The sequence below is a fragment of the Bacillus sp. HMA207 genome (genome assembly GCF_003402455.1).
In the GTDB taxonomy this organism is placed as follows: domain Bacteria; phylum Bacillota; class Bacilli; order Bacillales; family Bacillaceae_G; genus Bacillus_A; species Bacillus_A cereus.
In genome coordinates, this window is the sequence record NZ_BEZT01000001.1 from 2,987,409 (window position 1) to 3,000,982 (window position 13,574).

Genomic DNA, 13,574 nt, shown 5'->3' on the forward strand with positions numbered 1-13,574 from the left:
ACAATAGGCAAGGAGGAAACAATGAAAAAAACAGTAGAATTATGTGAAGCTTGCAAACATGATCCAGTATATAAAATAGAAGAATCCGATGAAGCAAATCAACCTTATAAATTATGTAACCAATGTCATGAGCGTCTTATTTCGTTATCTTTACATCCTAAAGAATGGTACCACCTTGTAATGATTCACTCACCTTATAAATATTATTTGCATGATAGTTTTTATGAAGAAGATGGTAAAGCGAAGCAACCAAAATTAGAGATGAATGAGCACAAACTTACACCCGTCCCCACTTTAGAAGAAGTTCGCTCTAGTTTAGAGGAATTACTTGATTACACCATGACTAGATGGTTTCTTCAAGAAGCAGAAATTGAAGCTCTTAATAGGTACGATCAAAACGAAGTACTAGATGCTGTTATAAACCGCTTTTCAAACACAATGAATGGTGTAATTAAAACTAGATTACTTGAGATTGTTATATGTGTACTAGGAGAATTCGCCTCAGATTGGATAAGAAAACTGTGGAAGGCATTTAATGAAGATTTACTTGCACCTCTTTCTCACGCTGCAGCTTATTGTTTACCATTTGAAGAAGCCTTTCCTTTAGTAATAGAAAGGCTAAAAACAGTATTAAAAAGTGAGCTTCCGACCACTTCCTTCATTTGTCTGCATTCTTTTCAATCCTCAGAAACATTAGATTGGATAGAGGAACATGCAGTATCATTTCATAACGATTGGGCGCGATTAGCTGCAGTATCACAACTAACTTGGAGACGAATTAAATCTTGGCTAACAAAAGGACACCCTTTAAGTTTAATAGCACTGGATGCAATGGTTAGCTGTATACCTGCAAATGAAGATGTACTATATGAAATGGCTCCAAAAATTTTATTAGCAGATCCGTCAGAAATAAAGTCAACCTTAATAGCTTACAAACAAAGAGACAATGTTCCAACTGTCAAAAGAAGTGTTGAAACTATTTTAGAAAACAAGACAGAAATATTTCAATACATGAATCCTTTACAAATATCTATCAAAAAGAAACCACAAAACTTTTTAGTTATGGATGGCACAGTACAAATCCATGAAAACAGACTGGATGAATACGTAGAATTCATTAATACAAACAACTTTACTGATGTTTACATTAATGATCTTAGGTATAGTTTGCACCATATTAATTTTCTTGAACACTGCCCGCAAATTGAAAGCTTACACATTAGTAGTATATATATTACTGATTATTCAGCCCTATATAAATTAAAAAACTTAAAATCTTTATCACTAGAAGAACCACAAGTTCCACTAAACTTAACAGAGTTAGAAAGCTTTACAAATTTAGAGGAACTTCACATACAGTGTAATAAAAACATTAAAGGCTTCGAATCTTGTCCTAACTTAAAAGAACTATACATTTGGAAATACAAACCGAAACAAAAGAACCTTGAAGAATTAATGTCTTTACAAAAAATTGAAAAACTAAGCATTACACAAGGGAACATTAATTCATTAAAAGGATGTAGGTCATTACCTAAATTAAAGCATTTAGAACTCAATTATTTAAGACATTTAGAGCATATTGATGAAATTGAAAACAATGCTTCAACTTTAAAACACATCGAATTCGACCATTGCAGTAAGCTTAAAAACCACGAATATTTGCGCTATTTAACGGAATTAGAAACTCTCATCTTATCAAGTTGTGGTAACATACGAAATCTACAATTCATTAAAGAACTACAAAAATTAAAACATTTAAGCTTCGTGGATTCTACGATTGTAGACGGAAATTTAGAATCTTGCGTCGGAATTGATTTTGTTGGTTTTAATAATAAAAGGCATTATAGTCATAAATTTAAAGAATTAAATCCAGATTTTTCATACTAACGTAAGGAAAACAGGCTAATAGCAGCCTGTTTTCCTTTACGCTTCTTCTACTATCCTTCCCTTTCTCTTTTTACTCAAAGCTTTCCCTTCCCAAAACAACAAACTTACGAAAGCACAAATTAAAATAATTGGCACACTTGCTTTATATAAATCTGTAAAACTCATAGCCATCTGATTCTTGGCATAATGATTCACATCATTTGAAAATGTGAGTACCTCTTTCTTTATACTTTCCCCTTGTTTTTCAACTTCTTTTGTCACTTTCCTCATAACTTCTTCTCTTTTTACATCTCTATATTCTACTGGAACTTTTCTTAATATTTCATCCGTCTTGTCGCGAATCAATTCTTCCTTTTTCTCTTTACTTAATCCCATTGTCATTGCATTTTGTTTCTTATTTATATTCGACTCTAAACTTTGATTCTCTATTTTCTCTTTAGTCATTTGTAAAATTTCAGTTTGCTCAGTACTATTCACATGAATAGTACGCACCTTTTCTTCTGCATAACGATATACTTTTTCTTTATTTACAGTTAAATTGTGAGTTAAGTTAGAGACAAATATTGCGACTGCCAATACAATTCCAACTTGTCGTAACATTGATACAACACTTTGAGAAGCAGTTAACAATTCTCCTTCAAACGAAGACGCACTTAAAACTGTAATTGGCCCCACTACTAAACCATATCCAACACCTAATATCATACATGGAATAATAATTTCTATATTTGTTGAATGAACATCAATCATTTGCAACCAATAGTAGGAAAGCCCCATAATTTGGTTTCACCAATTCACAGGACCATTTTCTTATTTACTCTTTCACACCTACATCTTGCAAAACTTCAATATCCTCTTTCATTTCATAATAATAAGAAGGCAATTCTATACCATGTTCTAAGAAATAATCCTCAATGAATGAAATAATAATTTTTAACGTTTTCACACGAGCATACAATTTATCGTTACTTTCAATAATATGCCACTTCGCATTTGGCTTACTTGTTTTTTCAAACATGTCTTCCATCGCTTCAACATATTCATCCCATTTTTCACGATTACGCCAATCTTCGTCTGTAATTTTCCATCTTTTCAAAGGATTTTTCTCTCTATCTTTAAATCTCTTTAACTGTTCCTCTTTACTTATATGGTAGAAGAACTTCCCTATTATGTAATGGTCATCTGTTAGTAGTTTTTCAAAATCATTAATCTCATCATATGCTCTCATCCACTCTTCCTTTGTAGCAAAACCTTCAACACGCTCAACTAACACACGACCGTACCATGAGCGATCAAAAATAGTAATTTGCCCGTACTGTGGAATTTTGCGCCAGAAACGTTGCAAATAATGGTAACGTTTTTCATGAGGTGCAGGCGCTCCAATTGGATCTACTTGGAACCCACGTGGGTCAAGATGTTCCGTCACCCGCTTAATTGCCCCACCTTTACCAGCCGCATCCCATCCTTCCATAACAAGCATAACCGCGATTTTTTCTTCTTTCAAAATTTGTTGTAATGCTAATAAGCGCCTTTGATATTTTTCGAGTTTCTTATTGTACTTAGATTTTGATTCAATTTTTTTCGTTAAGTCTACTTTAGCAAGATGTCCATTTTCCATAAAACAAATCCCCCTTGTTGTATGACAATGTTATTTTAACGTATTTTTGGCAATTTTTTCATATCCTAAAAAGCTGTGTAGAAACATCTCTACACAGCTTCCCTCTCTAATTTCACATATACAAGCACATTTAACTACATTAAAATAAATAATTTATACGGAACTCTTAGTATATTCTTTTTATTAAAACATAAAAATAGCCCTTTTAAAAAGGGTAGCAATCTAAGTATAGAAAAAACAAATTTATTCTTTCTTACTACATACGTAATTATGCCAGCTATAAGAGTAGTGAATAATATATTAATTCACTACTCACAATAACCACTTTACATTATATGGTATATTTACTCGTAAAAAGAAGATAATAACAAGTAAATCCATTAAAGAATGGGAGCTCTTAAAAAATGAAACGAAAAATATTAACTCTCTTTACGCTTGTATGTTTAGCACTACCAATGCAAGCTAGTGCTTACACATTTCAGTCACTACCGATTGCGTCAAAGTCTAAACAATGGTATGTCGAAATTGATAAATCTCATAACTCAAACAAGCAAGCAATCCAGCCGAAACAAGGTGTATTTGATACGTATAGTTTACTCGTAAAAAACATCGGTCATGATGTATCAAACGTATCTGTGGAAATACTTGATAACAATCCTACCTCTAAGGCTACCTTTAAACCTACTACACCTAATGAAAATATTTCTAAAAGTCATACAAGCTTTGACTACATGGTATTCCCATTAGACTTTAATAGTCATAATTTTAAAGTTGTAATCACTTGGGAAGAAAAGAATTTCTCTTATAACGGCCATCCGGTAAATGAAGGTAAAAAAATGAAACAAACATTTGTATTTAATGAAGACTAAGTCCTAATTTCTTTAGGCCTTAGTCTTCTTTTTTGAAACCTGCTTGTATCGCTTCCGTCACTTCTTTTGTGATTTCTAATTTTGTTGCTTCCATACTAATTTTTTTGTGCCAAATGTGTATGGAAGGCTTTTCATTACAAAGATGTTTTATTAATACTAGTTGATTATATGCTAAGTTATTTTCTATATAGGTCTAGCCCTATTTTCCCATATAATCAATTAAATCGACGAATACTCGGTACAGACAATGCTATTCCAATTGTTAAAATTACTAAACTAGCTAGTGTTATAATAGTTATCTCGCCACCTATGACAGTAGCTAACCAGCCTACAACTACGTATCCTAATGGCAATAAAGCAAAAGAACCCAACATATCAAGGCTTGCCACTCTTCCGAATGCTTCTTCTGGTACAAGCTCCTGTAAACTCGTTTCCCAAATGAGTCCAAATATCATCATGCCAAATCCTTCAATTGCCATTAAGAATATTAAAGCGGGTGCCCAAGAAATGAATGGCATAATTAATAAAGCAATGCCACTCATTAAAACACCTCCATAAGCCAGTAATCCTCTCTTATGCCACAGCTCTTTCCCACCAAATATTAATGCGGCAATTACAGCCCCACCACCAGAAAAGGCCATGCCAAGTCCATACACGTAAGCTTCAAAATGATGATGAACATTAAATAACCATGGAATTAATACGACGATAATGCCGGCATAACAAATATTTATAAAAGAAAAAACTAAAATTGTAATCCACAGCCACGGATGACTTTTTAAAACTAAAACACCTTCCATAAACTCTTGTTTGTAATTAAGCTTACTCTTTTCAATGGGTTTTACTTTTTTAAACTTAATTTCTTTTAAAAATAATAAACATAAAAATGATAATAAGTACGTTGCTGCATCTAGTCCGAAACCTATCCCTGCAGATGCAACCGATACGATTAACCCACCAAGTGCTGGCCCAATTAATCGTATACCTTGATTACTCATTTGAGTGAGTGCGTTAGCTGCATTACGAATTTCAGGGACGAATACTTTCGCCCTTACAGCAGAATATGCTGGTTGGAATATCCCTTCCATAAGTCCGTATATGGCAACGAGAATATATAAAATCGTAATTGTTAATAAATCCATAAATATAAGCGATGCAAGTAATAGCATTAATATACAGCGGATTATATCCGTAAATAACATTAACCTAACCCGATCAATTCGGTCTACAATTAAACCCGCAAACGGTAAAGCAAGAATATTAGGTAGCATGTACATTGCCATCGTCATCCCCATTACAACTGTTGAACCAGTTAACGAATACACAACAACTGGAAGTATGACCATAGTTATCGAACTACCTAAGGCCGAGAGTAATTGTCCAATCCATAAAAACTTAAAGTGCGTTGATACTTTAACTGGTAATAATAATTTTCCAATATAACCTAAACTTTTCTCCTTTTGTATTTCTCCTTGCATGTCTCTCCCCTCTTTTCGAATGACTATAGAATTTATAATATATAACTGAAAATTTATAACATTCCATTTCTAATTATATAAGAAACAATTATGTTATGGTAAAATTATCAAAAAAATATAAAGGAGAATACATCATTATGCCTCCAAATTCACATAACATCGAACATCAGATCTATACAATGTGTATGATCCAACGTAACAATGAAATTTTACTCATAAAACGCCCCAGCCATCGAGGTTTCCCTGGCTACATCGCTCCTGGCGGCAAAGTAGATTTCCCCGAAAGTATCGTTCAAGCCGCTATAAGAGAAGTAAAAGAAGAAACTGGGCTACTTGTTTCCAATTTAACTTTTAAAGGATTAGATGAATATGTAAATCCGAAAGGTAATGTTCGATATATGGTATTTAACTATTGGACAGACTCATTTGAAGGTGAACTTCTTTTGAACCCTCCTGAGGGTGAATTATTATGGATGCCAACCGATACAGCACTAAAGCTACCTATGCAAACTTGGTTTAAAGAAAGATTCCCATTATTTTTTGAAACAGGCACTTTTGAAATTCAACGTATTTGGGATAATGAGCTAGATAAACAAGTTGCTATAACAATTACACATACGTAAAAAAGCTTGGAATCTCTCCAAGCTTTTCTTACTTCTCCTCTACTTTCTTAATCTTATAATCAATTTCTAAAAACTTAACTCCAAATATCCACATTCTATGATTAGCTTCTAGTATGTGATCCGTGCGCTCTTTTATAATAAAAGTCTCTGCTAATGGTAAACGGATTGTTAAGAACCGAGTATGTAAATAAATCCCCTCATCTCCCTGACCATTTTCTCTTAACTTACTAGTAATGATTAAATCATGACTATCATTATATAGTTTCAAAATACCAGTCATATTCGAATAAGGTAAAGGTAAGGCGATATTCATATATGTCTCATTCTTATTTGTATGCTTTGAATAAAGAGCTACAAAAATAGATTCACCTGCTTCATTTTTCCTTATCCAAGCCCTTACATTCTCTCTTCCATCTTCCTCATCCATTACACCAATGATAGAGCCATGCATCGTTTCCCAATTGCCGCCCATCCCTAAATGTATTTGTCCTACATGCTTGCTCATTTTCTCATAACAAAATGCAAATAGGCGGAACCAACGAGCCCATTTAATATTTGATTGCAACTCATACTCTGTTGTATTTTCATAAAAACGAATCATACTTAAAGGTACCTTCGTCACGTCAAATGACTCACTATGAAAATCAGTTATTTGATCAACTAAACCGTTGTATTCCTTACTGCCTACTAAATTGCCGCTATATAAAAAAGCCTCACCAATTGCCACACTTCCTCTTAATTTACTCATTGGTTTCCCATAGTATTTATAATTCGGAACACTCTTTTCGATCATCCAGCCGACAAATGCCGGTAACGCTACTCCAATTCCGTTGACAACACCGTGAATCCAAACCATTTGAGCAATTGTAATCGTCATTACATGCTTCAAATTTCCGTATGAATATATAAGTGAGAACATAATTGTAACCATGAGTGTACTAGACGAAACGATTAAAAGAATCTTTGCACTGATAGCATTAAATTTTGCTCTCCAAACGTAAAATCCATATCCATAAATGGCACATAAATATAGGAGCACTGCAAAAAATTCAAATATTCTCGAGTATGTAATTCCTATTGCAACTGTCATAGGTGAAATCATGATGATAAACATAATAGCATCATATACTTTACTTCTCTTTTCTCTTTTTCTCCCTATTAAACCAGCTGATAATGGCAATAGAAACGCCGAATAATGAAAATGCGCTGCTGTGAGTAAAACAATGTCAGAGCTAAAATGCATAATTGAAAGTTTTGCTACTGAAGCAAAAAACCAAAAACCACCTAAAAACAAATAAATAAACGCACTATCTATGGCGATTTCTTCTAACGGCTTCCATCCTCTTTCTAGCAATCTACTTACACCAAATAACGCAACAATTCCTGTATATACAAACCAAACTAGCGCAAATACATTGTAATTTGTGACGAAAGCTAGCATTGCACAAATTGCTGCGATTGGATATAAAAACGATACGAATTTATAAAATAATAAATACGATCCATCTCTTTTTCTTTTATCAATAATACAAAGTGACATTGGTATAAATAATAAAACAGACAATAATATAATTGCTTCAACAGGATTTATATTCGACCACTCATATATTAGAAAAACAACATAACAAGCAAGCCCAAATATTATATTTTTCATATCGTTTATTTCCTTTCCACAAATGTTCCCTTATATGAAAAAAGCGAGCCAATTAACGGGTTTCGTACTTGTACATGAATTCGAAAACACTGTAGTGTTGCATCATAACTTTCAACAATTTTTGCTTCACCATACAAAAATTTTGGTAACGGCATTTTTCTTCCAAACATATAAAACCATTGTTTCTTTGAAGAAATATGCATTGCCCCTAACTCATCGATATGAAAATGCAGTGTAGAAACGAGTAAATGTGGTTCGCCAAAATAATCTACAATTTCATTTTCGTTTCCATCCAATTGCATAACTGCATTAAAATATCTTTTCTTATTTCACCTATTGATTCCCCTTCTCCAGCTATTTCAAACCCAAATCCAATCTTTGTTTTATACAAAAACTTCTGTGGTTCTCCTTCTTTTTTCTCTAAATACGAAATTTCAGTAAAGCGAGCATCCCACACTGTATGTATATGTGGTTCTTGCGTATATTCCCGTAATTTTCCATCTTCTTGTTCATTTTTGTCGCAACATAAATAGGCTGTTTCCTTTTCATTCTCCCCACCTCCTATGCACTATAAGTTTAATGTACATGCAATGCATTTATTTTGCTACATTTTTCACAAACTTCCTCAGAAAAAAGAAAGAATTTTTAAAATATATATAAAACACTTGATTCCCCGAAAAATTTAAATTATTATAAAACAAATGTTACCAACAACTTCATAAATCAAACACTCTCGCCTAAAACGTGAGATAGAGGTTGCGATACTTATGAGTATTCTAATGGAGACACAGAGATGTCTATGAACTTAGATGAAAGGAAGTATTGCCGAAATTGATAAATTTCTCTGCATTTATCAATTGGGGCTGTTTTCGAATAGAAACAGAACTGTCATATGTACAGACGTGTACGTATGAAGAGCTATCTACAAAAAAGAGATATCATTTTTTATGATATTCCTTTTTTGGCGGTTTTTTTATTAGCTCCGTTTTCTGTTTCCCTTTTCCTGTAACAGCACCATCCTCACTTATTTGAGATGGTGTTTTTTGTTTGTCTTTCTGGTAACTACAGGAGTATTGGGATTGATATATTTCCTAATCTATTCTTAAAAATAGACGAAAGAAGGAATTTGTAATGGAAACAATTGTTCAAAAATTTGGTGGCACTTCTGTCGGAAGCGTCGAACGCATTCAACATGTAGCAAATTTAATTATTGAAGAATATGAACGAGGTCATAGCATTGTCTCTGTCGTTTCAGCAATGGGAAAAAGCACAGATGAACTTGTCGCACTCGCTAACGCTATCACAGAAAATCCAAGTAAACGTGAAATGGATATGCTTCTATCTACAGGAGAACAAGTAACTATTTCATTATTAACAATAGCACTGCAAGCAAAAGGCTATCATGCAATTTCATTAACAGGGTGGCAAGCAGGTATTACGACAGAATCTGTACATAGTAGTGCACGGATTACTGACATTCATACAGATCGTATTCAATCTTATCTTGCTGAAGGTACGATTGTTATTGTAGCTGGTTTCCAAGGAGTCAGTGAAGATTTTGAAATTACAACGCTTGGACGAGGCGGTTCTGATACAACTGCTGTCGCATTAGCCGCTGCACTTAAAGCAAAAAAATGTGATATTTATACGGATGTTACAGGCGTATATACGACGGACCCACGAGTTGTAAAAGATGCTTACAAATTAGACGAAATTTCTTATGACGAAATGTTAGAGCTTGCTAATCTCGGTGCTGGCGTATTACACCCGCGCGCCGTTGAGTTTGCTAAAAATCATAACGTAGTTTTAGAAGTTCGCTCAAGTATGGAACAAGAAAACGGAACAATTGTAAAAGGAGAATGTAACATGGAACAACAATCAATCGTTAAAGGTATTGCATTTGAGGATAATATTACACGTGTCACAATTAAAGGACTAGAACAAGGCTCGCTTTCAACAGTTTTCTCTACATTAGCAGCAGCACACATTAATGTAGATATCATCATTCAAAGTATTACAAATGAAGGAACTGTACATCTCTCCTTCTCCATTCACTCGAATGATTTAAGAGAAACTTTAAAAGTTTTGGAACAAAATCAAGAAACTCTTCACTATGAATCTGTAGAACATGAAAACCACTTAGCAAAAGTATCAATCGTAGGATCTGGCATGGTATCTAACCCAGGTGTCGCTGCAAATATGTTCACTACTTTAAAAGAAGAAGATATTCATATTAAAATGGTAAGTACATCAGAAATTAAAGTGTCTGTCGTTATTGACCGCCTTCATTTAGTAACAGGCGTTGAGGCGCTGCATCAATCATTTATGGCGAAAATTGAGCCTTTCGTGCAAATGAGCTAATTTGATATGTTTAGTAACGCTTATAAAAAAATCATATTAATCTACTTCCTTCCTATTAAATAAAAAGCTATTCGTTAACAAGATGCTATATGACATATTAAAAGCACCTTGTCAATTTTTCCTATACTGTGACAAGGTGTTTTTGACTGAAAGGAATTTGTAACTACTTAGTAGTATAATTATGAGGATGATTAAATAATGAACTTTTATACATAAGGAGATAAGACTATGGCAAAAAACAAATTACTACGAATGGACAATGTCAGCATCGTTGTAGAATCCCTTGATAACGCAATCTCTTTCTTTGAGGAGATTGGCTTGAATCTCGAAGGTCGAGCCAATGTCGAAGGTGAATGGGCTGGTCGCGTAACTGGACTCGGTTCTCAGTGCGTAGAGATCGCTATGATGGTCACTCCAGATGGCCACAGCCGAATTGAACTTTCGCGATTTCTCACCCCTCCTACTATAGCAGATCACCGAACAGCTCCTGTAAACGCCCTCGGTTATCTACGCGTCATGTTCACCGTCGAGGATATTGACGAAATGGTATCGAGACTCACTAAGCATGGTGCAGAGCTCGTTGGTGAAGTAGTTCAGTACGAGAACTCGTATCGTCTCTGCTACATTCGTGGAGTCGAAGGAATTTTAATCGGTTTAGCGGAAGAACTCGGTAATAAATAAGCAAGTGACGTTTTATAAAAAGGCACTATCATTGAATAAAACGTAGACTCTTAAGCGATTTTATTATTATATTTTGAACCCCGTCCTAGCTTTAGAACGGGGTTATGCTTGTTTGAGCTTTTAAAATTAAATAACTTTATTATCATTTTACATATAGATTTCAAGGATCTACCCAAATAGCTTTCATATTACCGATATCCCAAAATCATTATAATACAATAAAAATATTCGTTATACCCTTTCCTAGGAAATATAACTAACTCTTCTCACTTTTTATCACATATATCTTTTCGCTCTTTCTCTTGAAAAAACGATCTATATTCATTCAAAATAACTTTCTTCACATTCGAATAAAAAACCATCATGAATAGTGCAACTCCTAATACAAATACTTGTATTCCTTCATAATCAATGAATGCACTCATAATTAGCAATCCAAACCCAATATAAAAACCAAAATCATTCTCTTTCTCAAAATCCTCATCTTCTGCATCACTATGTATTTTCTTTTTGAAATCTTGATTCCCTTTTATCAACTCATCTAGCGTAACATTATACATTTCGCTCAGCAAAATTAAATTATCAATATCAGGATAACTTTTATCATTTTCCCATTTGTATACTGCTTGCCTCGTTACACCAATCTTTTTAGCAACATCCTCTTGTGAAAATCCCTTTGACTCTCGTAGTTTTTTTAACTGTTCTCCTAAGTTCATAACGTCCCCTCCTTTGACAAATTATTACATAAAAAGAGATGTAAAAGAAAGAAACCATTAGTAAAATTCACTGTAAACCATTCGTTTACACAATAAAAAGAGAGGATAACTCTTTGAGCTACCCTCTCTTACTTCTATTAAAACAGATGAATGTTTTCTTTCTTGCAAGCTTCACGTAAATCGTCAGGCCATACAGAAGATTGAACTTCACCGATATGTGCTTTACGTAAGAAGTACATGCACATTCTTGATTGTCCAATGCCACCGCCGATTGTTAATGGTAGTACGTCTTCTAGTATACCTTTATGGAAATCATACTCACGTTTGAAGTCTTCACCAGTTTTCGTTAACTGCTCATCAAGTGATTTACTATCAACACGAATTCCCATTGATGATAACTCAAATGAAGATTGTAGTACTGGGTGCCAGAATAAAATGTCACCGTTTAATTTCCAATCGTCATAATCAGCTGCGCGTCCGTCATGCTTTTCACCTGAACGAAGTGCATCACCAATTCCGATAATGAAGACTGCACCGTGTTCTTTTGCAATTGCATGTTCACGATCTTTCGGTGTTAATTCTGGATATTTATCTTCTAATTCTTGAGAAGTAACGAAAACAATTTCTTCCGGTAAATACTTTCCAAGGAACGGATATTTTTCAAATAAGTGATCTTCTAAATCTTTGAATATTCCATAAATTGTTTGTACTGTTTTTTGTAAGTATTCAACAGTACGCCATTCTTTTTGAACGATTTTTTCCCAATCCCATTGGTCAACATAAATGGAATGCGTTGCATCAAGTTCTTCATCACGACGAATCGCGTTCATGTTTGTATATAAACCTTCACCAGCTTCATATCCGTATTCATGTAATGCAAATCGTTTCCATTTCGCTAGTGAATGAACAATTTCTAATTCTTCTCCTGAATGTAACATATCAAATTCAATTGGACGTTCTACACCGTTTAGGTGATCGTTTAATCCTGATTTTTTCGTTACGAATAATGGTGCAGATACGCGGAATAGTTCAAGGCGTTTTGCTAATTGGTCCTCGAAAAATGTTTTAACTTCCTTAATTGCGATTTGAGTCTCTCTTACTGTCATTAATGATTGATACATGGTGGTTTCCTCCTAAAATGTTTGGATGTTGTGAAAAGAAGCCAACAAAAAAAGCCCTTCTTTCCCAAAAAACTGGGACGAAAGGCTTTGGTTCCGCGGTACCACCCAAATTAGCAACAGAGGTTGCTCACTTATACAATACGGAGATGAAATATCTCGATACTGTTCTTCTTGTAACGGCGAAGTTCCCGGCTAAGTCTACTTTCCTATAAAGGATTTCGGTTAGCAACTCCAGGAGGTTCTTCATAATAGGCTTCGTATCAGGCTCACACCACCCCTGACTCGCTTAAACTACGTCCTACTACTACTCGTCCTTTCATAGTCGTTTTGTTGTCACATCTCTGAAACATTTTATTAATGATTATTCTATACAAAAAATAAAGAAAGTCAACAAAAAGTTTTAAAATATTTTTCAATTCTTTATTTTACGGCTTTATTGATTGTTGTTAATTTAACATCTTTACTTTTTCTGCCTCGTCAATCCAAAAAATGTTTCACTGACCGAAACTAACGTATACACAACAATTAATGTGATCGTTCGGAATATAGAATCTGCAGTATTTCTT

Annotated in this window: 10 protein-coding genes, 3 pseudogenes, 1 riboswitch and 1 other annotated feature; of the genes and pseudogenes, 5 read left to right on the forward strand and 8 right to left on the reverse strand. The window is 34.1% G+C overall.

Features of this window, described 5'->3' with window-relative positions:
- Nucleotides 1-21 precede the first annotated feature (21 nt).
- Nucleotides 22-1,887 (forward strand): leucine-rich repeat domain-containing protein, encoded by a 1,866-nt coding sequence (locus HMAS_RS15350; RefSeq protein ID WP_116344910.1) that lies wholly within the window; start codon nt 22-24, stop codon nt 1,885-1,887.
- Nucleotides 1,888-1,923: 36 nt separating this feature from the next.
- On the opposite strand, the pseudogene HMAS_RS15355 reads toward HMAS_RS15350, so the two are convergent.
- Together HMAS_RS15355 and HMAS_RS15360 are read right to left on the reverse strand one after the other, a co-directional pair.
- Nucleotides 1,924-2,667 (reverse strand): annotated as a pseudogene (locus HMAS_RS15355) (MFS transporter); the annotation flags it as partial.
- A 34-nt stretch (nt 2,668-2,701) separates the two neighbouring features.
- Nucleotides 2,702-3,505 carry a polyphosphate kinase 2 family protein gene (locus tag HMAS_RS15360; protein ID WP_000427312.1) on the reverse strand — a complete coding sequence of 268 codons (804 nt, stop codon included), beginning with the start codon at nt 3,503-3,505 and terminating at the stop codon, nt 2,702-2,704.
- A gap of 404 nt (nt 3,506-3,909) precedes the next feature.
- Here HMAS_RS15360 and HMAS_RS15365 point away from each other — a divergent pair, with 404 nt between their 5' ends.
- Nucleotides 3,910-4,374, forward strand: a complete 465-nt coding sequence (locus HMAS_RS15365) for a hypothetical protein (RefSeq protein WP_000823346.1) — start codon at nt 3,910-3,912, stop codon at nt 4,372-4,374.
- A gap of 215 nt (nt 4,375-4,589) precedes the next feature.
- On the opposite strand, the gene HMAS_RS15370 is transcribed toward HMAS_RS15365, so the two are convergent.
- Nucleotides 4,590-5,852 carry an MFS transporter gene (locus HMAS_RS15370; protein ID WP_001161164.1) on the reverse strand — a complete coding sequence of 421 codons (1,263 nt, stop codon included), beginning with the start codon at nt 5,850-5,852 and terminating at the stop codon, nt 4,590-4,592.
- Nucleotides 5,853-5,989: 137 nt separating this feature from the next.
- On the opposite strand from HMAS_RS15370, the gene HMAS_RS15375 reads away from it, so the two are divergent.
- Nucleotides 5,990-6,475: an 8-oxo-dGTP diphosphatase gene (locus HMAS_RS15375; RefSeq protein WP_116344911.1), complete on the forward strand. Its 486-nt coding sequence runs from the start codon at nt 5,990-5,992 to the stop codon at nt 6,473-6,475.
- Nucleotides 6,476-6,503: 28 nt separating this feature from the next.
- Here HMAS_RS15375 and HMAS_RS15380 read toward each other — a convergent pair whose 3' ends face one another.
- The 3 genes and pseudogenes from HMAS_RS15380 to HMAS_RS15390 all read right to left on the reverse strand — a co-directional run.
- Complete coding sequence (locus tag HMAS_RS15380) at nt 6,504-8,129, reverse strand: YndJ family protein (protein WP_025710154.1); 1,626 nt, start codon at nt 8,127-8,129, stop codon at nt 6,504-6,506.
- 5 nt (nt 8,130-8,134) lie between these two features.
- Nucleotides 8,135-8,458 (reverse strand): annotated as a pseudogene (locus HMAS_RS15385) (DUF4166 domain-containing protein); the annotation flags it as partial.
- Nucleotides 8,401-8,678: pseudogene (locus tag HMAS_RS15390) on the reverse strand (hypothetical protein); the annotation flags it as partial. The pseudogenes HMAS_RS15385 and HMAS_RS15390, both read right to left, overlap by 58 nt.
- A gap of 193 nt (nt 8,679-8,871) precedes the next feature.
- Nucleotides 8,872-9,058: riboswitch (Lysine riboswitch) on the forward strand.
- A gap of 202 nt (nt 9,059-9,260) precedes the next feature.
- On the opposite strand from HMAS_RS15390, the gene HMAS_RS15400 reads away from it, so the two are divergent.
- Both HMAS_RS15400 and HMAS_RS15405 read left to right on the forward strand, forming a co-directional pair.
- Nucleotides 9,261-10,490, forward strand: a complete 1,230-nt coding sequence (locus tag HMAS_RS15400; protein ID WP_000448028.1) for an aspartate kinase — start codon at nt 9,261-9,263, stop codon at nt 10,488-10,490.
- Between the two features lie 228 nt (nt 10,491-10,718).
- Nucleotides 10,719-11,171, forward strand: coding sequence for a VOC family protein (locus tag HMAS_RS15405; RefSeq protein ID WP_001107259.1), 453 nt, complete (start codon nt 10,719-10,721; stop codon nt 11,169-11,171).
- A 266-nt stretch (nt 11,172-11,437) separates the two neighbouring features.
- Here the strand turns inward: HMAS_RS15405 and HMAS_RS15410 are convergent, their stop codons facing one another.
- Complete coding sequence (locus tag HMAS_RS15410) at nt 11,438-11,887, reverse strand: helix-turn-helix domain-containing protein (RefSeq protein ID WP_001048452.1); 450 nt, start codon at nt 11,885-11,887, stop codon at nt 11,438-11,440.
- 137 nt (nt 11,888-12,024) lie between these two features.
- Nucleotides 12,025-13,008 carry an aspartate--ammonia ligase gene (gene asnA / locus HMAS_RS15415; RefSeq protein WP_000284917.1) on the reverse strand — a complete coding sequence of 328 codons (984 nt, stop codon included), beginning with the start codon at nt 13,006-13,008 and terminating at the stop codon, nt 12,025-12,027.
- 70 nt (nt 13,009-13,078) lie between these two features.
- Nucleotides 13,079-13,337, reverse strand: a binding site (T-box leader).
- Nucleotides 13,338-13,574: the final 237 nt, after the last annotated feature.